This window comes from Paenibacillus woosongensis (assembly GCF_009725165.1).
In the GTDB taxonomy this organism is placed as follows: domain Bacteria; phylum Bacillota; class Bacilli; order Paenibacillales; family Paenibacillaceae; genus Fontibacillus; species Fontibacillus woosongensis.
In genome coordinates this window covers 113,493-136,967 of the sequence record NZ_WNZW01000011.1, presented here as the reverse complement: position 1 = coordinate 136,967, position 23,475 = coordinate 113,493, and the positions used below count along the sequence as shown (strand labels likewise).

The window sequence follows — 23,475 nt, the reverse complement described above, 5'->3', positions numbered from 1 at the left end:
GATCTGATCTGAATTCCATCTCTTAGTTAATCAGGTGTATCGTCCGCTCATTCAAGTCCATGCGAATAATTCTATGCGTGCTCCCGGCTTCCTCCGTATAGTAAATGCGAGCCTCCGAATGCTCTTGTACCACGGCCTCAAATTCAGGATGCGGCAATTGATATGTCCCCTCATCATCGGCGCTGACCACGATAACCTGGGGCGACACGGTGTGTAACAATGCCCGGGAAATATTTCTCGAATCTCCATGATGCGGCGCTTGCAGTAGAAAGATGTTCTCGATCTCCGGTTTGTACGGATCCCAGAAATCCAGTCCAACGTCGGAAGTCAAGAGCGCAGCATGTTCATTGTCGTAACGAATTAACACGGCCAGAGCGGTATCGTTGAGCAAACGATCAATCCTCGTTAAACGTTCCTCCTGCAGGTTAAGCGCCTCCACATCCAAGCTCTCCAGCTCAGCCTGGAGCCGCTGAAGCTTCGCCTGGTTTGGCATAAGCAGCCTGAACTCAGCCGCTAGGCCTGACAGAACAAATGGTTCGCTGATCTGGCGTACGGGAATACCAAGCTCCTCGGCTTGTCGCAAGATAGAAATGTACAGAGATAGCGAGGCCAAGATCGGCGTGGAATGATCGTTCAGCCTACTATTGGACAGATGCGCCGGCAAAGGCACATGAAGCAGAATTTCCCCTATAGGAACACGCCCCAGCACTTCATGCACCCCGCCGATATGATCCTTATGGAAATGAGTCAAGATAAGCGCATCGATTTTGTTTATCCCGTATTCCCGAATATACTGCCCCAGGCTGCATCTTCTCGCATGCTTATCGCAATTCAGATCGCCAGCATCCACTACAAGGCAGATGGAACGCTGCCCGTCCTCGACTCGTACAACTGCAGCCTCACCGAAGCCAACATTCAAAAAATCAATAACGCATGTCATGCCCGCTTCCTCCAATCGACCGCTTAATATAAAATATCGAGAACGTCAGCACCAAAAGAACCATGATCATGGAAGCGGCAGCTCCATATCCGATTTGCAAATTATATACACCGTGCCTGTAAATATACTGAGTGATCGTCGTTGTGGAATTGGCTGGCCCTCCGCCGGTCAATATATTCACTTTATCGAACAGTCTGAAGGTATCGATCGTGCGAAGCAAAATGACCATCATCAGGCTTGGCATAATATTCGGCAGCGTAATATGAAGAAATATGCGGCCTCTTCCTGCCCCGTCCACCTTGGCGGCGTCATACTGCAGCTTGGGCACTGCCTGCAGCGCAGCATAGATCAACAAGAATGCAAATGGCGTCCACTGCCAAATATCAATGAACAAGACAGCATAAAAGGCCGTGTGGATATCCATTAAGAAATTAAAGGGCCCTCTCCCGAAATAAGACAGCAAATGATTGATGATGCCATTATGATTGCTAAGCATCATCTGCCAAATCAGCGCCACGGTCACGGGCGGCAGCAAAGACGGGAGGAGAAGCGAAATACGAAGTATTTTCAAGCCCCTTTTCAGGCTTTCGACAAGCACGGCCATTCCCAGTCCCAATGCGATTTCAGCCGTAACGGCCAGCACCATGAACTTTACCGTGTTCCAAACCGCTTTAAGAAACACTTCATCCTGAATAACCTTGATGTAATTGGAAAATCCGATGAACTGCTTGGATTCGCTGGCTAAATAATAATAATCGGTAAAACTGTTCAGGATCGTATAACCGATTGGAAAAACCGTTAATCCAGTTAAGAGTAAAATAACCGGGGCCAGCATGGCCCATTGAAACCGCTGCTTGCTATGCAAGTTCATTCCACTCCTTCACATTTGAATGAACCTTATTTCATGATCTGATTGATCTCTTGATTCGCTGCGGACAGTGCGGCCTCCACCGTCTTCGTGCCAGCAATCGCTGCGGACAGTTCCGTGCCGAGCGCTTCTTCTACGCGTGACCAAAGCGGTGTTCTCGGTCTTGCCACGGAGTTCTCCAGCGCCTCCAATTGAACCGGAAAATGCTTGTATTTCGCGGACAATTCACTGTCCAGATACGCACTTTTTCTTGTTGGCACCCCGCCATGCTCGACCATTTGTTTTTGAACTTCAGAGCTTGTAATGAACGTTAAGAACTCGGCGGCCAGCTCAGGCGTTTTCGAATTGGCCGTTACTCCCATCATCCAGTTGCCGATCATTCCTGTAGCGAACGCTTCAGCGCCATCTGCAGCCTGAGCCGGAACCGGCGAATACTCAGCACTAGCCTCTTCGCCCGTAATAAACCACGACGGCCATCCCAATGCCATCGCTGCCTGAGACGTCGCCAGCGAGCTGACGATATCTGTCGTTTCATAATTCGCCCCAACGGCGAGAAGCTCCATGTATGTGTTTAATGCTTTTTTGCCTGCTTCGGAATCAATCTGCGCATTCCAATTGTCATCGAATACTTGTCCGCCATACGCCCAAAAAATCGGCAAAAAGTCGGATACGATCGGATTTCCCTGCTGCCCGCGAATCACGTAACCGGCGACTCCATCCTGTTCATGGATCGTTTTCGCCATACTCAGCACCTCTTCCCAGCTTTGAGGGACTTCATAATTATGCTTATCGAGCAGCTGCTTATTATAGAAGAACAACTGGACATTTCCCGAGAAAGGCAGAGCATACAGCTCGCCTGCACCATACGGATGCTTGCCCAAGGCCAGAGACGATGCTTCAAAATCGGCGTCCTCGGTAACGCCCAGTTTGGATAGATTAGCAAAAATGCCCGCTTCGCTGAATTCCGGCATCCAAGGGTCGTCTGCCATAATTAAATCGTAGGCTCCGTTTTTATTTTTTGCGTCCAACGATATTTTTTGCTTCAAATCCGCTGCCTCGAGCCCGATAATTTCGACCTGCACGTTATGCTCCTTTTCGAAGGCCTCCTTCACGGCTTCCATCGCCGTCACATGAGAGCCTCCCCTTGCAGCGACGACTAGCTTGTCCGCCCCCTTGCTTTGGCAGCCTGCCAGTATGCTCGCGACTATAACAAAACTGATTAGTATGAAGACATTCTTTTTCATTGTAATCCTCCTATTCTTTCACTGCGCCCGCGGTAAGACCGCTCATCAAGTATCTCTGCATTAACATAGCGATCAATATCACGGGTATTAAAGACACGATGCCGCCGCTTGCAACCTTGCCCCATTCCGTCAACTCCTGTTCGCTATTTAACGTGGCCAGCTTCAGAGGAATCGTAAAATCACCAGGGCTTTGAATAAAAATAACGCTATACAAATATTCATTCCATGAGGCCATAAACGATAATATCGTCACGGCGGCAATTCCTGGCACCACTAACGGCAGCACGACCCTGGTATAGATTTGGAATTCGGAGGCTCCATCGATCCGCGCACTTTCTACGATCTCATCGGGAACGTTCGCGAAGAAGCCTATCATAAACCAAATCACCAAAGGAATGTTGACCAGCACATGGGCTAGTATAATCGGGATCTTAGTACTCAGAAGACCAACGTTATTCATTAATATGTAGAGAGGCAGAGCAAACGTAATCGGCGGCAATACTCTGACCAGCAGAATCCATATGAGCAGCGTTTTCTTAAACGCGACTTTAAACGTTCTTCCTCCCAATACATAAGCACTGGACACCCCGAACAACAACACAATCAGCAGGGAACACACCGTAATGAGCATGCTGTTGAATAACGGCAACACATAATGATCTTCTGTAAAAATGCCCACCAGATGCTGCACTGTGATGGAATTGGGCAGCAGTGACACCTTAGAAAATAAATCCGACGAATTTTGCGTGGCAATGACCGTCACCCAATAAATCGGAAACAGCGTCCACAACAGCATCAAACCCGCTAAAACATACTTGGAGCTCGTTAATAACCGATTCAAATCGTTCTCCTTCTTTTTTATTTGTCTAGACGTCTATACGTTTACTATAAATCCATTCTATTTACTGGGTATTATCTTTATATTAAGGTGCAGTTAAGTGAAGCTTGCTGGATTGCGCCGCTTTACACAGGCAAAACAAAACGGTCTTGGATCCGGACGAATCCGGGCCAAGGCCGTTTTATAGCAGAATATACGTTTCAAGCTTATGTTCATGTTTGTACTGCTCCTAGTTGTTTGCTAGGGTCTGCATATCAAACCCCTATTGACATTGTCAGATAAAGACCTGAACATAGTGGATATAGATAAAAATAACAGGAATACAGTTGGAGGTTATAGTGTTGAACGAGAAAAATCCCCGTCTGATTCAATCTGTGAAACGGGCGCTTGATATTGTGAATTGCTTTGATTCGTTACATACTCAGCTGTCGCTCACCGAAATCAGCGAGAGGCTTAATTTGAACATAAGCACGGTATATGGTCTCATCAATACGCTCTGTGCCTACTCATATATTGATAAAAATCCGAACAACGGCAAATACCGGCTTGGCCTCGAATTTCTCTTGAAGGCCAACCTAGTGTCGCAAAGCCTCGACCTCAAGGAGATCGGCCATCCGTATCTTACAGAGCTGACCAAGAAATTTCATGAGACCTCTCATTTATATGTCTATCAGCACGAGCAGATATTTTGTGTGGACAAGGTAGAGTCGCCGAATAACTATTTCATCATTAGCTCGCGGGCCGGCAGCAAGCTGCCGATGCACGCCTCTGCATCAGGCAAAATATTTTTGGCCCATATGCCAGAGCTCGAACTGCAGAGCTTTTTGCAGAATTACAAGTTAACCAAGCTGACGGAGAAGACGATTACCGATAAAAGGAAGCTTCTGAATAACCTGCAGCAAATCCGGGAGCAGGGGTACAGCATTGAAGACGAGGAAATCGAGGCGGGCGCCTACAGCATCGCCGCACCCGTAAAGGATGCCGCCGGGCAAACGATCGGCACGATCAGCATCATCGGTTCGCTATCTCGAATCAAGGAGAACGAGAAGCAAGTCCTCGCGGAATTGTTAGCTGCAGCGGGGGGGATTTCCAGCCAGTTCGGGTACCCGGTCAAAACACTACTTGACTGAGCTGAATAATAGCATAAGGTCTATCAAAGTCCGATAATAGAAAGAACCCCGCACGGTTCTCACGAGGTTCTACTATGGTTTAACTATTTTTTGCGCAGCTTCCTCCCGTTATAGCGGGAGGAAGCTATATAAGCCATACAGCTTATTTTCGCTTGCTGCTAATCCAGCTTTGCCGCTTTCAGCAATGCAGTCAAATTCAACTTGGCCGTGCTCTCGAACACGATATCCGCACCGGAGGCGCAAAGCAGCCCTTTCTCTCCGATCCCGACCGCGAACATCCCTGCCGCCTTAATCGCTTCGACGCCTGCCTGTGCATCCTCGACCCCGATACAGTACGCAGGGTCCGCTCCAACCGCCCCCGCTCCCTTCAAGAAGATATCGGGTGCCGGCTTGCCGGGCATACCGTCTGGATCCACAATCGTATGGAAACGTTCATCAAGACGTAGAGCGCTTAAAATTTGCGGCGCATTCTTGCTCGCAGATGTCAGCACCGCGGGGATTTGAAGCTCCGCCAGTTGGTCAAGCAATTCAGGAATTCCCGGGTAGACATGCTCAGGTGTAAGCTGCGTGAGCAGTGAAACGTAATGCTTGTTCTTGTCTGCAGCTAATCGCTGCTTCTGCTCCATTGTATACTGCTGCTCCTTGCCTCCATGCGCCAGTATCCGCTCCAAGGATTCCATGCGGCTAATCCCTTTGAGCCGCTCATTGAAAGCATGATCGATTTCGATTCCGATTGGCTCCGCCATTTGCTTCCATGCCAAATAGTGAAATTCTGCGGTATCGGTAATGACGCCATCCAGATCGAATAAAACAGCCTGCAGTTTCATGTCAGTCTCTCTCCCCTTTCGCTTCTGCCAGGTTGATCGTCAACACATCGTTGAAGCGATATTCCTTCCCGTAAACTTCCAGCTCAACCGGGACGCGATCCATCGCCTCTATCACTAGCCGATCCTTCGTGATCTCCGCTTCTAAGCGCTGCCCTTGCCAATTGATCATGAACTCCAGCTTGCTCCAATGCTCCGGCAGCTTCGGATCCATCCTTAATTCGCCATGCAGCATGCGCATTCCGGCAAAGCCCATCACGATCACCTGCCAGATGCCGCCGATGGAGGCCGTATGCATCCCTAAATCGGAGGATTTCATTTCTGGCCCCAGATCGATCTCACAAGCCTGCCTGAATAATCGGTAAGCGAGCTGGCGATCGCCCAAGTCATTGGCGAGTATCGCATGCGTGGACAGGCTCAAGGAGGAGTCATGGATCGTCTTCGGCTCGTAGTAATTGTAGTTGGCAATCTTCACATCATGCGTAAACTTGTCTTCGAGCCAATAGAATAGGATCATCAAATCGGCCTGCTTGGATACCTGGATATCACTCAATTGCTCCAAGCTGTAATCCTCGAAAATCGTATTTACATGCGTCTGGTTTTTATATTTTGTCAAATCGATAATCCGCTTCGTCAGGTAAGTATCATCCTGCGGGATAACTAAATCCTCTCCCGGCTGCGGAAGATAGATTTTATCAATGCATTCCATCCAGGCTTCCATCGCCTGATCCAAATCCAGCGCTTCATTCAAACGGTGAAATACGGCAGAATCGCTCTCCTTCAGACGGCTATAGTACTTGATGGCGAGCTGCATGTTGAAATGGGCAAAATAATTCGTAAACGCATTGTTGTCTACATGTTCTTTATACTCATCAGGGCCGATCACGTCATTAATACAATACTGTCCTCTGTCTTCATCCCATTCCAGGCGGCTGCCCCAGAATCTGGCCGTATCAAAAATAATTTCATATCCATAATCGTCCATAAAAGCTTGATCGCCGGTTACTTTATAGTACTGCCATACCGCAAATGCTACATCGGCAGTAATATGCTGCTCGATAAAACCGGTCCAGATTTTTGTCTGTTTCCCGGTGACGATATCCACGCGCCCCCATTCCTGGGCCATCTCGCCGTCGCTCGGCCAGGCAGCCTCCCAGGGGTACATAGCTCCTTCGTAGCCATTGCTTCGCGCTTTCTTCCTCGCCCCTTCAAGCCCTAAATAACGGTAGATCAAGAGCGATCTGGCTACCTCAGGATTGGAATAAATAAAGAACGGAAGAATGAACATCTCCGTATCCCAGAAGGAGTGACCCTGATAGCCCTCGCCGCTAAGCCCCTTGGCAGCAATCCCCATCCGCTCATCATGGGCCGGAGTCATAATAGTCAAATGATAGAGTGCAAAGCGCGCCGCCAGAAGGTCAAAGACGTCTTCGGATTCAATGTTAAGCTTGTATTGCTTCCACACCTTCTGCTCCCACGCTTGCACATGCTGTGCAAATAAACCTTCATAACCCTTGGCTGCGCACTTCTTCAAAGTTGACAGGGCACGATCGCGCATCTCCTTCAGCGTCAAACCGTCGAACGCTTTATCCCGGGAAGTATGCACGGTCGTCAATTTTTCAAGCGAGAATTTCTGCCCCTTCGCGAGGGTACCTTTATAGCTGAGCATAATCAAACGGCGATCCATCCGCATAAACGGATCATTCAGCTTCGAACCCGCTAGAGTAACGTGATGCACCGTATGAAACATGAAGTCGATAAGGGATTCTTTCGTTCTCGCCACCATCTCCACATACTTCTTGTCGTAGATCCTTTTCTCACCTTCAAAGAAATGCTGTGCCCCGCTGTTGGAAACTTGGGCGTTCACGCCGCTCTCTACGCTCACATGCACGTCATCGCTCAATGCCTCCAGCTCCATCTGCATGCCGATAACGTGCAGGTTGTCGAGCGACACAAACCTTCTAAACTTCAATGCCACCTGTTTCCCGGCGGAGGTTGTCCAAATAAACGATCTTCTCAACTCCGCAGTCTTTAGGTTCAGTGCCCTGACGTAATCCTCCGTCCGCACGGATGCATCCAATCGTTCACCATCAATATAAATATTCATCCGGGTCACATCGGCGGCATTAGGCAGCTCCGATACTTCCATAACATCTGATTTATTAAAGGTTCCGGCGACGAACAGGTTCCTTACTTCACCGACATAGGGCTCCTCCGCAGCGCTGCGCAAGCCCATATATCCGTTGCCGAGAGACATAATCGCTTCAGCTTTCCCCAGCAAATTGCTGGAGAAGGAGGATTCGGCCACAATCCAGTTTTTCTCCTCGCCAGTTCCTAAATCATATTTCATTCCCACGCTAAATTCCTCCAATCGGATGCTGTTTTCCCGCATCGCAATGTATATCTTAATTTGTTGTCCCAATACGTAGACAAAAAGCCCGTCTCCCCATCGGAAAACAGGGAAATACGGGCATCAATCATTCAAATGATCCGTGCAAGCTGCTTCTTAACCCTTAACCGCGCCCGCAGTGATTCCATCTATAATGTTGCGCTGCATGATAATGAAGAAGAGAATGACCGGGATCGACGCCATCGTCAGGGCGGCCATTGCCAAATGCCATTCATTCATGTATTGCCCGAAATACACCGACGAAGCAAGCGGAATCGTCTGATTCTTCTTGGAGCTGAGCGTAATCAACGGAAGCAGGAAGTCATTCCAGATCCATAAGGAATGCAGAATGGCAATCGTTGTCGTAATCGGCTTAAGCAGCGGCAGTACAATGCGGAAGAATGCGCCAACTATGCCGTTGCCGTCAATTAATGCGGCCTCCTCCAGCTCACGAGGAATCGATTTGATGAACCCGTGATACAGGAACAATGCTAAGGGGATACCGAAGCCCCAGTACATGATGATTACCCCGATGATCGAGTCCATCATGTGCAGGTCGCTGGCTACCTTCACCAACGGAATCATCAATGACTGGAACGGGATAACCAGGGATGACAGAATCAGCATGAACAGTACCGTACTCACCCATCCGGGACGCCGTACGAATTGATATGCGGCAGGCGCACTAATCAATAATATCCCAACTACGGAAACGACCGTGATGATTAATGAGTTCATGAACACGCCGCCGAAATTCAATTGATTCCATACCGTCTTGAAATTATCAAAGCGCAATATGTTTGGCAATGAAGCTACCGATGAAACAACTTCATTATAGGATTTAAATGAGTTCACCAACGTGACATACAATGGAAAGAAAACGAATATAGCAATTACAAATAGGATTGTGAAAATGATCCAATTCAGTTTCTTCTCGCGTGCCTTCATTACATCTCTACCTCCCTACGTTTCAGCACGATAGACTGAACAATAGTGACGGTAGCTAGAATAAGGAAGAATATAACCGCCTTTGAAGAAGCATAGGTGAACAAATTTCTGCCGAAGCCTTCGGTGTAAATGTGATAAGCCAATGATTGCGTAGTACCGAAAGGTCCTCCACCCGTCAACGAGTAGTTCAAGTCGAATCCTTTGAAGCCATTGGCAATTGCCAGGAATAGGTTAATCGTAATCGCTGGTCTGATTAGCGGGAATACGACATTTCGCATTCTGCCCCAATAACCCGCTCCGTCAATTTCCGAAGCTTCTATCAAATCCTTCGGTACGCCCTGCAGGGCAGATAGATAGATGATCATGAAGTAGCCCACAGATTGCCATACGGCAACCATGACAATGGACCAGAACGCATAATCAGGCAGGCTCAGCCAGTTCTTTTGAAACATAGACCAGCCGGTAGCCTCTCCGATTTGGGCGAACAAATTCGTAATAATAAACTTCCAGATAAAGCCTACAATGACCGAGCCCATAACATAAGGCAAGAAATAGACCGTCCGCAGCAAATTTCTGAGCTTGATCGCCCGGTTCAGGCCAAGGGCAAGGAGCAGTCCAAAAACATTCAGCAGAACCGTAGTCGCCGCAACATACTTAGCCGTAAATTTAAAAGACTTCCAGAAGGAGGCATCGTGGAGCAGCTGTTGATAGTTGCTCCACCCGACCCAATTGATGTTGCTGCTAATTCCATCCCAATCCTGAAAGCTGAAGATAATCGCTCTCAGGAATGGAATCAGAATAATCAATGTGAAGAACAGGATAGCTGGCGCAACGAAAGCTGCGTATATCAACCATCCGCGTGATTTAATCGCCATGTCCAATCATTCCTATTTTCTGACTTTTTGATCCCAGATGCTTTGAAGTTCTATGATGGCTTGATCTTTGTCATATTGTTCGCCGACATAGGCTTGCAGAGGTACTGTGAAGTCTTCTGCAATCCCGGATGGCCACAGCTGGAACGACCAGATCAGCGTCTTCTCATCCTTCAAATATTTGTCGAGATCTTCCGCCAAAGGCCCTAGATCAGCCGTCGTTTCCAAGTCCGTGAACGCAGGAATCATCTTATAAGAATCTACAATATACTTCTGGCCGTTCTCGTGCAGCCAGGTCAAAAACTTCTTGCTCTCCTCAATCGCCTTGGAATCCTTGTTAATGGAATAATAAGTAGATACGCCTACAGGCATCTTTGTATCCTCTGGGTTATCATTCAAAGGAATCGCGAACATCCCGATGTTCATATCTGGATTGATCTTCGTGATTGAATCGATCGCCCATACGCCTTGCTGGATCATAGCCGTTTTGCCGGAGGCGAATTCGGACACTTGATTGTCGTAGTTAAGACCGATCGTATCCGTGCCTTTACCGTAATCAACGGTCATGTCCAAGACATCAAAGAATCCGTCCAAATTTTGCAGATCGGCAATTTGAGCTTCGCCTTTATACATTCTGTCGATCATGCCTTCTGAATCCGGCTCATAAGCAAATGGAAGATTGAACAAATGCTGGCCGAGTACCCAGAACGAGTTGTAACCTTCAGCGTAAGATAAAATGCCTGCCGCCTTCAATTTCTCGTTAACTTCCTTCAATTCCGTTAGTGTCGTAGGCAGCTTATCGATGCCTGCTTGCGCGAACAAATCCTTGTTGTAAATGAAGCCGTAGCCTTCGACCGCAAGCGGAAAGCCAAACTTCTTGCCATCAACGGCCATCCCCGGTACAGACGAAGGAATAACCTTATCCATCCATGGCTCATTGGACAAATCAACGAGTCTTTCCGACCAATCCTGAATGTCCGTATAAGCTCTCGTCATGAAAATATCCGGGCCGTCCCCAGCAGCAAAACGGGTTTTCACCAGCGTATCGTAATTGCCGGTAACCTGAGCCTCAATAATGACATTTGGATTTTCAGCCATGTAATCGGCGGCCATCGCTTTGATTTTATCCGTGATTTCCGTCTTGAAATCCATAATTTTAATCGTAACTTTTTCGGAATCCGCCCCCGCTCCCTGATTGGTTTTCGGGCTGCTTCCGCCAGCGCATCCACTGATCAAGGACAATAGTACAACACTGGTGAGAAGCATTAATATAGCCTTGCGCATCTTTATATACCCCCTAAGTTGTTGTTTGCTACAACTTTATTCTATGAGTTTCTTAGATGTCGAAACATAGACGATCTTCGCCGAAACTAGTATTTTATGAACCTCGTACCATCTTGCGATATTTTAACGGGGGTAAGCCATGTTGTCTGCGGAACACTTTGCTGAAATAGCTTTCATCCTGATAACCGACCATTTCCGAAATTTTTATTACTGGCAGATCGGTATGCTCAAGCAATGATTTGGCCTTCTGCATGCGCAATTCCGTCTGATAGGTGATGACAGTCATGTTATACTTCTCTTTAAATCTCCTCGCGATATGCTGCGGACTGAAGTGGAATTTCTCCGATAGCTCATTCAAGGAAAAATTCTCGTGAAAATGCTGTTCAATATAATCATGTATAAGTTGAATGCTCCTGCCTTCGTACCCGTTATTCCCGTATTCCTCAATCAACCTCCACCACTGCTGAACCCACCTGATCCTCCATTCCTCGATATAGCTGATCCATATAGAAAGAGATAAGCCTTCAATATCCTTGTTCATTTGAAGACTGGCGCGCTCGATCATATAATTGGCTTCCTTGGTATAGCGCTGAAGATCTGCCAGGGTAACATTCCCACACTGCTGAAGCTCGTCCGTAAATCCATGAATCACCTCTTCGATCCGCTGCTTGTCCCCATTTTCTAGAGCAATATTCAACTGTAATTCCCTATCGGACAATACGGGTCTCTCAAGGCCAGCTCGCTGTCCAGCAATAATCGGAGACTGAATTAGCTCCGCCCTCGCGCTCCAATACTGCTGCTGAATCTGGAGCAAACCGGAAACATGCCGGCTTATCCCCGTGAACGTCTTGAGTCCAATCGTCGAATTCCACGCCTCCGTCATTTTATGGATATAGAAATTCAATGAGCTCGTCATTTCGCTGCCCGGGGTTTCTCCTGTAACCAATACCCATACTTCTTCCTCAAAATTGAATAGAAGATGGCTTCCATACCCCTCTAACGATTCTTCAGCTATATTCTTGACCGCAAAGGAGAACAATCCGCTATCCCCGTCATAACGCCGCTTCATCAGACTGGAGCCATTCCTCATTAATATGAGGGATATTCTGATACAGCTTGGCGACATGCCGAGCTTACGGCAGTAATTATCCAATTCAGGCATGAATACGTCATCGCCTTTTAACAGCTGGGACATCTTCTGTTCCATCACGACAAAATCAGCCTGCTGTACAAGGAAGCCTGTATCCCGCTTGGCCCGCAAACTGCTCTCTCTCTGTTTGCATAAAGCAACAGCCTGCGACAGCGCTTGTTCGAGATCCCGTTTTTTAAACGGCTTCAATATATAATCTACGCCTTTAGCGCGAATCGTGGCCTGGGTATAGATAAAGTCATCGTATCCGCTAACGACGATAATCTGTATGTCCGGGTAATCGCGGTGAATGAGATCCAGCAGTTGAATCCCGTTCATCTCCGGCATGCTCATGTCACAAAATACAATTTCCGGCTTATGCCGGTGGATCAATTCCAAGGCCTGGCTGCCATTCTCAGCCTGTAATCGCTCCTGAATATCGAATTGCTCCCAATCTAGCGCCAGGTCGATTCCTTCCCTGACATGCTCCTCATCATCGACAATTAAAACTCTCATTGCTGTTCGTTCCTTTCTCCTGTCTTGTCCAATGCGATGGTTAATGAAATAATCGTCGCCTCATAATGCACGCTGGCCATATCCCATGTGAAATCGGAGCCATATAGCAGCCGCAGCCGCTGTAATACGTTAATTAAACCGATTCCGTTATCGCCGTAATGCAGCTTATCCTCTAAATACTCATTGCGGATCGCCTCAATTTTTTCAGCCGATATTCCCTTGCCGTTGTCGATTACGCGAATTAGGAGGATCTGCTTTTCAGCTTCCTCGTTTTGGGTTAAATCTATTTCAAGCCGGATGCTTCCGTAACCGCGCCCCTTTTCGATCCCATGCACAATGCTGTTCTCAATTAAAGGCTGCAGCAGCATCTTCGGCACTTCAATGGACGTAGCGTCAGGATGACAGGTCATAGAATAGGTTAATTTATTTTTGAACCTCCCCAATTGAATGGACATGTAGTCTTCGATATGCTTGACTTCCATGCTCAGCTTAACAACGTCGGTGCGGAAATCCATGCTATACCGCAGAATCGATCCTAGCTCAGCGATCTTATCACTAAGTTCATAAGCTTTCGCTTTTAACGCAACCGTACCGATATACTGCATCGTATTGTACAAAAAGTGCGGGTTAATTTGCGCCTGCAGCATTTTCAATTGTGCTGTAGACAACTCCAGCCTGTACCGATATTCCCTATTCATGAAATCATCCAGATTCCGTACCATGATATAGAAGCGATCCTCCAAAATACCGAGCTCGTCCAATCTCTGGTTCTCCTTCTGGATATTAAAGTTCCCCTGTTCGACGCGCACCATATTGCGAAGCAATCTTTTAATCGGCAAAATAATGAAATAGGACAAAGCGACGGCAAAAATAATAACGAAAATAATCGCGATCAGCAGGATTACGATGGATTGGCTCAACGTTTTGTTTGCAGGGGCATTGATGACCGAATCGGATACATATTTCACCAGAGTGAAAGGCAAAGTTTTATTTGAATTGTTCAAATAGATGAATACGCCCTTGCTCCCATCCATTTCCCCTGCGAATGATCCCTTGATACCCGCCATCTTGCTATGCATAGGCTCGACCCCAGTCGCTTGCTCAAGCGAACTGTACAGAAATTCTTTCTGTTCATTAATCATTAAAAAATAAGCGCTATCCTGCAAACGCTGAGTATGAATCACTTTATCGATTTCACTAAGGCTCACATAAATATTTAACGTTCCGAGGATCGTCGCCCCCGGGTAATCGACCAGATTTTTCTGGATCAATAAAATGTTCTTGCCGCCCAATTTCTTCACGCTGTAGACGGTAGCCTCTCCCTCGATCTCATCATAATCGTTAAGCATTTTTTTCATTTCATTGTTGCCTACGTCCGAAGAGGTGAAGGTTAGATTTTTGGTCCTGCTGATGTACTGAACTCCATGAAACTCAGGACGGCTGATATACATAGTATTCACTTTATTGTAGATATACAGCTTCTGAAGGGCAGAGACTTCCGTGGAACGCAAATATTTCATAAGCTGGGGATCTACATAAAAAGAGCCTGTCAGCATATTCAAATCCTCGAAATAGATTTTGAGGTTGTTCGAAATAATCTCCATCGAATCCTGATTTAAATCAATCACCTGCCGCTCCATAGAGCTTGAAATCGTACGGTAAGCAAACACGCTCGCCAGTAGGAATGGCAAAATCGCCACGCACAGCATGACGGCCAGCAATTTTCTAAATAAGCTTCCTTTTAGCCATTTCATCGTAGTCCCCCCATATCATCCTAGGTCTTAACACAAAAAAATCCCCTTTGCCCTAGCTTTGATTCCGGTAATCTGGAACGAATGGGTCAAATGAGGGATCTAATTTAGTATGAAATCGAATGATAATATTTTATCTGTCTGAAGAAAAATTATCAACGTGTAAATGTGTAGACCATGAATGCCATAAAAAAACTGCACCTCCAATGTCAGATCGTATCTAACATAGAGGTGCAGTCATAATAGGAGAAGTTATATCTATCAATATCAAAAGGATCTATCCGCGAACCTTTATCATTCGTTTGCCAGCTGCAGCAAAGTATGATACAGCACTTCCGTTCCCGCCGTACAGTCCTCGGAAGAGCTCCATTCCTCGGGATTATGGCTGATGCCGTTACGCGAGCGCACGAAGATCATGCCCAGCGGCCATAGGGAACTGAACTGCATGCCGTCATGTCCAGCGCCGCTCACTAATCGCGGCAGCTCTGACAGTCCGGCGAGTTTGCCAGCCTGGGCTACAGCCTCCTGTACCATAGGGGAGCTAGGAGCCGGTGCGACTCTTTGCAGCAAATCGATCCGCAGCTCGATTCCCAGCTTCTCGCATACCTGCTGGCTGTAGGCTCGAATACTCGCCTCAAGCCGATCTCGCTCGGCTTCATCGATATCCCGCAAGTCGAGCGAGAATTGCACTTCGCCAGGAATGACGTTTACTCCGCCTGGCAGAGTCCTAAGTTTCCCTACCGTAGCCACCGCGTTCTCGTATTTTTTCGCTTCCGCGTAAATGTAATTTAGAATCTCCGCGGCTGCCTGCATTGGATCTCGCCGCAGAGGCATCGGGGTCGCCCCGGCATGGCCTGCCTGTCCACTCAGGGTGAACTGCTGCCAAAGCGGCCCGGCGATGCCGGTTACAAGACCCACTGGCTTATTCAGGTTTTCCAGTACCCGCCCCTGCTCAATATGCAGCTCTACATAGGCCTTCACTTCATGCGGGGGCTTTGCCGCTTCCCCTATGCGCTCAGGCGCAAGGCCCGCGCTCCGCATCGCATCAGCAATCGAAACGGCCTGCTCATCCCGCTGCTCCAAATCCTCCTGCCTCAGCGTTCCAGCCACGGCCCGGCTGCCGATCATCCCGAATCCGAACCTGGAGCCTTCTTCATCCGTAAAAGCAATGACTTCAATCGGGTGAACGTTCCGGATTTCCAGCTCATCTATGCGCTGCAGCGCTTCGATCGCCGAGAGCACGCCGAGCGCCCCATCAAACATGCCGCCATCGGGAACCGTGTCGATATGGGACCCCGTCAGGACTACGGCAGCTTCAGGGTTTGTCCCTTCCCGGCGGCCGATAATGTTCCCGGCCGCATCCTCGCGTACGGCTAGCCCGGCCTCCTTCATATAGGCGATAACGAGCTCCTTCGCACGGGATTCATCGAGGGTAAAAGAATAGCGGGTGACTCCCCCGCTAGACTGTTTTCCGATTTCCCCCAGCTCCATCAGTCTCGCCCACAGGCGATCTTTATTGATTTCCATTCTCCTCACCCCCAGGCTCCTTCTCCGATGATTTCATCTGGAACCTGAAATGGCAATGTCCGTCTTTAAGCAAATATTTATCGTGCACGACTTCAAAATTAGGGTTGTAGCCCTTCGCGATGGCCGGGTCGATCATCTGGCAGTAGAGGATGCCGTACTCCTCCATGCCGTCTTTTTTCCACTGATCCCCGAACGCGCATCTTGTAAAGTTCTGCTCGATTTCCACCGGATGATATTCCGTTTCATATTCGAACAGATCGCTGCGTCCCATATCATAGTTCGGCAAATAGCTGTGAATATCATTCGGCTGTCCGGCAGCTGCCGCACGGCGGGCAATATCCCGGCCACGTTCCTCGCCAAACGTGCGTACTCCCTCGCGGATCGCGTCCTTCCCTTCTTCTCCGAAACGGTCAACGACCGCTTTGGAGAGGTGGGCAAACAATTTCGCCATGATCGTATAAGGAGATACCGGCTCCAGGCTTTCGTCATGATTCAGCTTTTGCTGGGATTCCTCTTGTAGTTTGTCCTGCTTTTCTTGGCTCATCTTCAGACGCCTCCTTGATTAATCTATCTGTGCTGGCTTCAAGACTAAAATCATTGAAATATGATCTAACTATAAAAGTTGACTATTAAAGTGAATGTAGATTTAGTATTAATATTCCTATAGTCTTATAGTTAATCTTATATAAGTTGTATCGAACACGAAATGGAATTCATGCATCTAATTAGGCTCTATACGAATGAGTCAGGGGATTAGATGGATTTCATGCACCTAAAATCAAGAATCCTGCCCATAATTGGCCATTCCCCTTTCTCTAACGACATGAAATCCATTTAAATTTACTTTTCCTTCCTTATCGCAGAAACTAACTACTATTAATCCATTTATAAAATTTGAACTCTGTCTATTTTACTGCTAGCCGATGCCCAAATAGACGGATTTGACTACGTCGTTATTCCTTAACTCCGCAGCATCGCCTTCCACGACGATGCTGCCCGTTTCCATTACATAACCGCGATGGGCGGTCGCAAGCGCCATGGTAGCATTCTGCTCCACCAGCAATATGGATACGCCTTCCTCGTTCACCTTGCGGATTGCCGCGAAGATTTCCTTCACGATCAGCGGCGCAAGGCCCATGGAAGGCTCATCCAGCAGCAGCAGCTTCGGCCTCGCCATTAGAGCGCGGGCGATGGCCAGCATCTGCTGCTCCCCGCCGCTCATCGTCCCGGCGAGCTGCTTCTTGCGCTCCTCCAGCCGCGGAAATAACTCGAACATGCCTTGAATATCTGCGGCAATCCCCGTTTTGTCGTTCCGGACATAGGCGCCGAGTTTTAGATTTTCCAGCACGGTCAAATCAGGGAATACTCCCCGGCCCTCAGGCACCTGCGAAATGCCCCGTTCCACGATCTTATGGGGATCCAGCTTCGTAATCTCCTGTCCCTGAAAACGGATTTCTCCCTGGATGCTCTTGTTCAAACCCGAGATGCTGCGGAGGGCCGAGGTTTTTCCCGAGCCGTTCGTCCCGATCAAGGCCACGATTTCCCCTGGCTGAATATGCAGATTCATTTGTTTTACAGCCGCGATTACACCGTAATTTACGCTTAAATCATGTATTTCCAAAATAGCTTGGCTGCCGCTTGTCAAAGCTCCTCGACCTCCCCGCCCAAATAGGCCTGAATGACATCAGGGTTATTCTGTATCTCCTCCGCGCTGCCCTCGGCGATCTTCTGACCGTAATTCAGGACCACAATGCGGTCGGAAATATCCATGATCATGCCGATGTCGTGTTCGATCAAGATGATCTCGATGTTGAATTCCTTGGAGAGCTGCCGGATTTTCTTCACGAGCTCGGCTTTTTCCGCTGCGTTCATTCCCGCTGCCGGTTCATCGAGCAGCAGAATCTCGCAGCCTGTAGCGAGCGCCCTTGCAATTTCAAGCAGCCGCTGTTCCCCGTACGGCAGGCTTCCGGCTAAGACGTCCAGCTTATGAGCCAACCCTACGACTTCCAATTTCTGAGTACATTCCGCAACGATGGCGGCACGCCGCTTAGCCGTAGAACTCCGGGCAAAAATTGATTGCAGCAGGCCTTCCCCGTTGCACTCCGCATGCGCGACAAGCACATTTTCCAGCACCGTCATATTTTTCAGCAATCGCGTATTCTGAAAGGTTCGGGCAATCCCCAGGCCGACCCGCTTGAACGGCTTCAGCTTGTTGATGACCCGGCTCTTGTAAATGATCCTGCCGGAGGTCGGCTGATAGATGCCCGTTAGCAGGTTGAACAGCGTCGTTTTACCAGCCCCGTTTGGTCCAATGATCGACAGAATCTCGCCCCGGCGTACCGTCATATCCACGTTATTCAATGCAACCAGCCCGCCGAATTTCACCGACACCTTCTCCAGCTCCAGTACGTTATCCATCACTTGCCCTCACCTTTCCGCACCATGCCGTAGAAATTATACCTGCGGTGCTTCTCTCCCCAGAACCCGGTCGGCTTAAAGATCATCATCAGGACGATCGCGAGTCCGAGCAGCATCATTCTATAGTCGCTCATATAACGCAGCAGCTCAGGAGCGAGTACGAGAATGACTGCGCCGAGCACGGAGCCCGGCAGACTGGCTGATCCCCCCAGGATCACCATCGCCAGTATATTGACTGAGTCCAGATAGCGGAAGGCGTCAGGGCTGACGAAGGAAATATAGGAAGCCCAGAACGCTCCGGCGATACCGGCGAAAAACGCTCCTACTGTAAAAGCGAGCAGCTTGTACTTATTCGGACGAATTCCGATCGATTGCGCCAGCGTCTCGTCCTCGCGAAGGGTCATTAGGCTGAGGCCGACGCCGGAATGAACGATGCGGTGAATGACGAAAAAGGTCAGCAGCGCAAGCGCCAGAATCAAATAATAAAACTCCATTTTGCCGCTAAAGGTGTAGCCGAACAAAGTCGGAGCAGGAATCCCCGGCAAGCCCATAGGCCCGCGCGTCACATCCACCCAATTGACGAAAATGAGCCGCACGATTTCTCCAAACCCGAGCGTTACGATCCCGAGATAGTCCCCCCTCAGGCGAATGACCGGAGTTCCGAGCAAAAAGCCGAAAAATCCTGCAATCACAGCGGCTGCAGGCAGTGCGATCCAGAATGAAACTTGAAAATGTATCATGAGCAGGGCTGCGGAGTAAGCGCCAATGCCATAGAAAGCAGCGTGTCCGAGCGCGAACTGTCCGGCATATCCGATAATGACGTTGAGGCTCATTGACAGGATGGAGAAAATCCCGATCATGATCACGATGTGCATCCAGTAATCGTTGACCTGCTGCAGCACCAAAGGCAGAACGATTAACACGGCAGCCGCCGCTCCTACGGCCGTTGTTTTTCTTAAGCTCAAGCTCATCACCTACACTTTGTTGATATCTTTTTTGCCGAGAATGCCGGACGGCCGGATCAGCAGCACAATGATAAGGATTGCGAACGAAATGACACTCTTGTACTGCGTGGAAATATAAGCGCCGCCCAGCGTCTCAACCAGCCCGAGCAATACGCCGCCTAACATCGCTCCGGGAATGCTGCCGATTCCCCCGAGTACCGCCGCCGTAAAGGCGTTGATCCCTGCCATATACCCCATCGTCGGGTATACCGCGTTATAGTAAATACCGACCATGATGCCTGCACAGGCGGCAAGCGCGGAGCCGATTCCGAAGGCTAGGCTGATCATCCGGTTCGTATTGATACCCATCAAAGCCGCGTTGGTCAGGCTCATGGAGGTCGCCCGCATCGCCGTGCCGGTCTTCGTCTTTGTGACGAACAGATGCAGGCCAAGCATCAGAATAAAAGACAGAATCAGAATCAAAATTTGAATTTCGGAAAACGTAATGCTGCCCAAGGTATAAGTACGGCTGCCAAATGCCGTCGGAAAAGGACGCATCTCCGTCCCCCATAATTTTTGGGCCAAGCTGATCAGAAACGTGGATACGCCCAGCGCGCTGATCAAGGGAACGATCCGGTCTGCCATCCGCAGCGGCCGGTAAGCAAGCCGCTCAATCAGGATTCCGATCCCGGAGGTCACGACCGCAGACAGCAGAAATGCGAGATATAACGGCAATTCCAGTTCTTTCATGAAAAAAAGCCCCAGGAAACTGCCCATCATGAAAATATCGCCGTGCGCGAAGTTCACGATTTTTAGGATGCCGTAGACCATCGTATAGCCGAGCGCAATCAGGGCGTAAATCATCCCGATCGTCAATCCGTTGGTTAGTTGTTGAAGGAGCATAGTAACATCCTTTCAAAGCCAGGGAGCAGGATTGAAATTCAGTCCTGCTCCAGAAGCGCTTATTTATAAAGTTCGAATTTTCCGCCTTGCACCGTCAGTTTTGAAGGAACCGTCTCAACGTCGCCGTTCTCGTCAAAGCTCAGCACACCGGTCGCTCCTTTGTAATCCTTCAAGGTTTCCAGGTAGGTCTTGATGCTCTCTCTGTCTGCGCCCTTCTCCTTGATCGCCTCAATGACCACCGAAGTTGCGACATAGGAATAAGCTGCATAGGTATCCGGCTGACTGCTGTACGCCGCCTCATAATCCGCGGCAAACTTCGTTGCCTCCTCATTGTCTCCGCCTGGGAAGAAGAAGCCGATCAGCTTGAAGCCTTCCACGGATTCCCCGCCAAGCTCAAGCAGAGCTTCGGAATAGAGGCTGTCAACACCGATAAAATCAACGCTCAGATTGAGCTTCTTCGCCTGCTGCGAGATGAGAGCCGCCTCGTTATAGAATCCGCCGATAAAGATGGCCTCTGGCTGCTTGTCCTTAATCTTCGTCAGGATTGTGCTGAAATCCTTGTCGCCAGGGTTATAGGCTTCTGCCGCCACAACCTCGATATTGTTGGCTGGAGCAGATTTTTGATAAACGTCCAGTAGTCCGAGGCCAAAGTCAGATTGTTCATAAATTAGAGCAACCTTGCTGTATCCAAGCTCCTTGGACCAGCTTGCCAAATAGTCGGCTTGGAACGCATCCGTCGTAATTACCCGGAAGGTGTATTCACCCGCATTCGTTACGCCAGGCGCACTGGAGGACGGGGAAATTTCGACAATTTTGTTTTTATTGTATACAGGTGCCGTTGCCAGTGTAGCCGAGCTGTTGAAGTGGCCAACGACAGCCAGGATGCTCTTATCCGATACGAATTTGTTCGCTACGTTGACAGCCTCATTGGAGTCGCCCTTATCGTCTTGAACCACGATCTCCACCTTCTTGCCATCGATTCCACCTGCATCGTTGATTTGGGCTGCGGCCAATTCAGCGCCATTCTTGAAGGCCTGTCCATATTGTGCCTGCGTACCGGAAATCGGTGCTGCAAGGCCAATCCGAATTGTATCACTCTTAGCCGGCGATCCATCGTTCGCGGCGCAACCGCCCAACAGACCCACAAGCAATCCTGCCAATATAATTACCAAAAAAGACCTCTTCATATTGATCCCCCTCAAATACTAAAATTAATCCTATAAGTTAAGTATGGATTTAATTATAGGGCTTTTTTTCGAAAAAGCAACACTTATTTTTGTATGGTCGAATCGATTTTGACAATGTCAAAATCAAGTTAGATTTGATGAGGACAGTATACCGGCATTTTCCTCACGCCTCCTTAATTGAACCGGAGTCTATCTCTCCAATAATTAAACTGCTGATATATGCCTGTTCCTAGATGACCAGGGTAAGGTAGCTAGATTTATGACTGGTTGGCCGGAATCAGCTGGCTAGGTTATGACTGGTTGGTCGGGGGCCGTACTAGGTTTTTGACTGGTTGGCCCGGATCGGTAGCTAGGTTATGACTGGTTGGCCGAGATCAGTAAGCTGGGTGATGACTGGATGCCGGGATCAGGTAGCTAGATGTATTTCATGCAGTTAGTTCAGAGGTTCTAACCAGTTCTGAGGGAACTAACTGCAAAACCTGTATTTAGTTTTAAGCTATTTTGGCAATTTCGCTCCATTCAGGCAAACTAATTGCATGTTTTGCATTTAACGCATGATTTTTGTATAAAGCCGCCTAACTAGATGTATAAAATACATTCCGATTTTTAAATTACCCTTTTATATTCGGGGAGGGTCGCCACCAACACTCTAAGCCATTCTAAGTAAATAAGCCGCCATCCCAGAAATAAAGCGCTAACAAGAACTGATTTATTTACACGGCCCCTTAACTTGAATTGAACCGGAGTCTTATAAAACCATATATTGAATCATTTCACAGCATTATTGCGAAGGATCTTTTCAGTAATGCAAGTATATGGCATGGAAGGGATTTAACCATCTGGCTATTGCACTTTCTCATACATAGCATTCTTCTATCATTCAACAGCAGCCTATCGACCTCCTCCCAAAAAAAGAAGCCAGCTTTCTCCCAAACTACATGGGGAAAACTGGCCTCTCTAGATTCTGTTAGGCACGGATGCAAGAGCTGTTCACGATTTACACGCCCAGCCAATTTTTGAACATATGCTTGGTCGTCGCCTTGTTCATTTCGGCGATAGACGTCGTGAGCGGGATGCCTTTCGGGCAGGCGCGCACGCAGTTCTGCGAGTTGCCGCAGCCCTCGATTCCGCCGTCGCCCATCAGCGCCTCCAGACGCTCTTCCGCGTTCATTTCGCCCGTTGGATGAGCATTGAACAGCCTTACCTGGGAGATCGCTGCCGGACCGATAAAATCAGTCTTCTCGTTCACGTTCGGGCAGGCCTCCAAGCAGACGCCACAGGTCATGCACTTGGACAGCTCGTATGCCCATTGGCGTTTCTTCTCCGCCATGCGCGGCCCTGGACCCAAATCATAAGTTCCGTCGATTGGAATCCAAGCTTTGACGCGCTTCAGCGCATTAAACATGCGGCTGCGGTCGATGACCAAATCCCGGACAACCGGGAACGTCTTCATCGGCTCCAGCCGGATCGGCTGCTCCAAATTATCGATCAAAGCAGCACAAGCCTGACGCGGCTTGCCGTTAATTACCATCGAACAAGCACCGCATACTTCCTCCAAACAGTTGGAATCCCAACATACTGGAGCCGTGTCCTTGCCATTCAGATTTACCGGGTTGCGCTGAATTTCCATCAGGGCGCTGATCACGTTCATGCCCGGACGATAGTTCAGCTCGAACTCTTCCGTATAGGGAGCCGAATCCGGCTTGTCTTGGCGCGTTATAATGAACTTCACCTTTTTGGCTGTTGTTTCCGCAGTAGCCATG

At 48.7% G+C, this 23,475-nt stretch carries 20 protein-coding genes; 1 reads left to right on the top strand and 19 read right to left on the bottom strand.

The window, feature by feature from the left end:
• Window positions 1-22: 22 nt before the first annotated feature.
• Genes GNP95_RS20670 through GNP95_RS20655 form a run of 4 tightly spaced genes read right to left on the bottom strand, consistent with a single transcriptional unit; the run spans window position 23 to window position 3,893 of the window.
• Complete coding sequence (locus GNP95_RS20670; RefSeq protein WP_155612721.1) at window positions 23-940, bottom strand: ComEC/Rec2 family competence protein; 918 nt, start codon at window positions 938-940, stop codon at window positions 23-25.
• A complete protein-coding gene (locus GNP95_RS20665) occupies window positions 924-1,805 on the bottom strand; it encodes a carbohydrate ABC transporter permease (RefSeq protein ID WP_155612720.1) in 882 nt (293 codons plus the stop codon). Before GNP95_RS20665 ends, GNP95_RS20670 begins: the two co-directional genes overlap by 17 nt.
• A 32-nt stretch (window positions 1,806-1,837) precedes the next feature.
• Window positions 1,838-3,052, bottom strand: a complete 1,215-nt coding sequence (locus GNP95_RS20660; RefSeq protein WP_155612719.1) for an extracellular solute-binding protein — start codon at window positions 3,050-3,052, stop codon at window positions 1,838-1,840.
• Between the two features lie 10 nt (window positions 3,053-3,062).
• Window positions 3,063-3,893 carry a carbohydrate ABC transporter permease gene (locus tag GNP95_RS20655; RefSeq protein WP_230873926.1) on the bottom strand — a complete coding sequence of 277 codons (831 nt, stop codon included), beginning with the start codon at window positions 3,891-3,893 and terminating at the stop codon, window positions 3,063-3,065.
• A gap of 335 nt (window positions 3,894-4,228) precedes the next feature.
• On the opposite strand from GNP95_RS20655, the gene GNP95_RS20650 reads away from it, so the two are divergent.
• Window positions 4,229-5,020, top strand: coding sequence for an IclR family transcriptional regulator (locus GNP95_RS20650; RefSeq protein WP_330163534.1), 792 nt, complete (start codon window positions 4,229-4,231; stop codon window positions 5,018-5,020).
• 158 nt (window positions 5,021-5,178) lie between these two features.
• Here the strand turns inward: GNP95_RS20650 and pgmB are convergent, their stop codons facing one another.
• From pgmB to sdhB, 15 genes are all read right to left on the bottom strand, one after another.
• On the bottom strand, window positions 5,179-5,847 hold the full coding sequence (pgmB, locus tag GNP95_RS20645; protein ID WP_155612717.1) for a beta-phosphoglucomutase: 669 nt from the start codon (window positions 5,845-5,847) through the stop codon (window positions 5,179-5,181).
• A 1-nt stretch (window position 5,848) separates the two neighbouring features.
• Complete coding sequence (locus GNP95_RS20640; RefSeq protein WP_155612743.1) at window positions 5,849-8,194, bottom strand: glycoside hydrolase family 65 protein; 2,346 nt, start codon at window positions 8,192-8,194, stop codon at window positions 5,849-5,851.
• Between the two features lie 156 nt (window positions 8,195-8,350).
• The gene (locus tag GNP95_RS20635) at window positions 8,351-9,040 is read right to left on the bottom strand and encodes a carbohydrate ABC transporter permease (RefSeq protein ID WP_230873925.1); all 690 of its coding nucleotides are present in this window, start codon (window positions 9,038-9,040) and stop codon (window positions 8,351-8,353) included.
• 140 nt (window positions 9,041-9,180) lie between these two features.
• On the bottom strand, window positions 9,181-10,056 hold the full coding sequence (locus GNP95_RS20630) for a carbohydrate ABC transporter permease (RefSeq protein ID WP_155612715.1): 876 nt from the start codon (window positions 10,054-10,056) through the stop codon (window positions 9,181-9,183).
• Window positions 10,057-10,068: 12 nt separating this feature from the next.
• A complete protein-coding gene (locus GNP95_RS20625; protein ID WP_155612714.1) occupies window positions 10,069-11,337 on the bottom strand; it encodes an ABC transporter substrate-binding protein in 1,269 nt (422 codons plus the stop codon).
• 94 nt (window positions 11,338-11,431) lie between these two features.
• On the bottom strand, window positions 11,432-12,982 hold the full coding sequence (locus GNP95_RS20620; protein ID WP_155612713.1) for a response regulator: 1,551 nt from the start codon (window positions 12,980-12,982) through the stop codon (window positions 11,432-11,434).
• Entirely contained in the window at window positions 12,979-14,736 is a 1,758-nt protein-coding gene (locus tag GNP95_RS20615; protein WP_155612712.1) for a sensor histidine kinase, read from the bottom strand. Before GNP95_RS20615 ends, GNP95_RS20620 begins: the two co-directional genes overlap by 4 nt.
• A 291-nt stretch (window positions 14,737-15,027) precedes the next feature.
• Window positions 15,028-16,260 (bottom strand): Zn-dependent hydrolase, encoded by a 1,233-nt coding sequence (locus GNP95_RS20610; RefSeq protein ID WP_155612711.1) that lies wholly within the window; start codon window positions 16,258-16,260, stop codon window positions 15,028-15,030.
• Window positions 16,247-16,804 carry an L-2-amino-thiazoline-4-carboxylic acid hydrolase gene (locus tag GNP95_RS20605; protein ID WP_155612710.1) on the bottom strand — a complete coding sequence of 186 codons (558 nt, stop codon included), beginning with the start codon at window positions 16,802-16,804 and terminating at the stop codon, window positions 16,247-16,249. The genes GNP95_RS20610 and GNP95_RS20605 overlap by 14 nt, the downstream gene beginning before the upstream one ends.
• 372 nt (window positions 16,805-17,176) lie before the next feature.
• Entirely contained in the window at window positions 17,177-17,884 is a 708-nt protein-coding gene (locus GNP95_RS20600) for an ABC transporter ATP-binding protein (RefSeq protein ID WP_330163540.1), read from the bottom strand.
• A 17-nt stretch (window positions 17,885-17,901) separates the two neighbouring features.
• Entirely contained in the window at window positions 17,902-18,678 is a 777-nt protein-coding gene (locus GNP95_RS20595; protein WP_155612708.1) for an ABC transporter ATP-binding protein, read from the bottom strand.
• Window positions 18,678-19,649 carry a branched-chain amino acid ABC transporter permease gene (locus tag GNP95_RS20590; RefSeq protein ID WP_155612707.1) on the bottom strand — a complete coding sequence of 324 codons (972 nt, stop codon included), beginning with the start codon at window positions 19,647-19,649 and terminating at the stop codon, window positions 18,678-18,680. Before GNP95_RS20590 ends, GNP95_RS20595 begins: the two co-directional genes overlap by 1 nt.
• Before the next feature lie 3 nt (window positions 19,650-19,652).
• On the bottom strand, window positions 19,653-20,525 hold the full coding sequence (locus GNP95_RS20585; RefSeq protein WP_155612706.1) for a branched-chain amino acid ABC transporter permease: 873 nt from the start codon (window positions 20,523-20,525) through the stop codon (window positions 19,653-19,655).
• 59 nt (window positions 20,526-20,584) lie between these two features.
• On the bottom strand, window positions 20,585-21,712 hold the full coding sequence (locus tag GNP95_RS20580; protein ID WP_155612705.1) for an ABC transporter substrate-binding protein: 1,128 nt from the start codon (window positions 21,710-21,712) through the stop codon (window positions 20,585-20,587).
• Between the two features lie 997 nt (window positions 21,713-22,709).
• Complete coding sequence (gene sdhB / locus GNP95_RS20575; protein ID WP_155612704.1) at window positions 22,710-23,474, bottom strand: succinate dehydrogenase iron-sulfur subunit; 765 nt, start codon at window positions 23,472-23,474, stop codon at window positions 22,710-22,712.
• Window position 23,475: the final 1 nt, after the last annotated feature.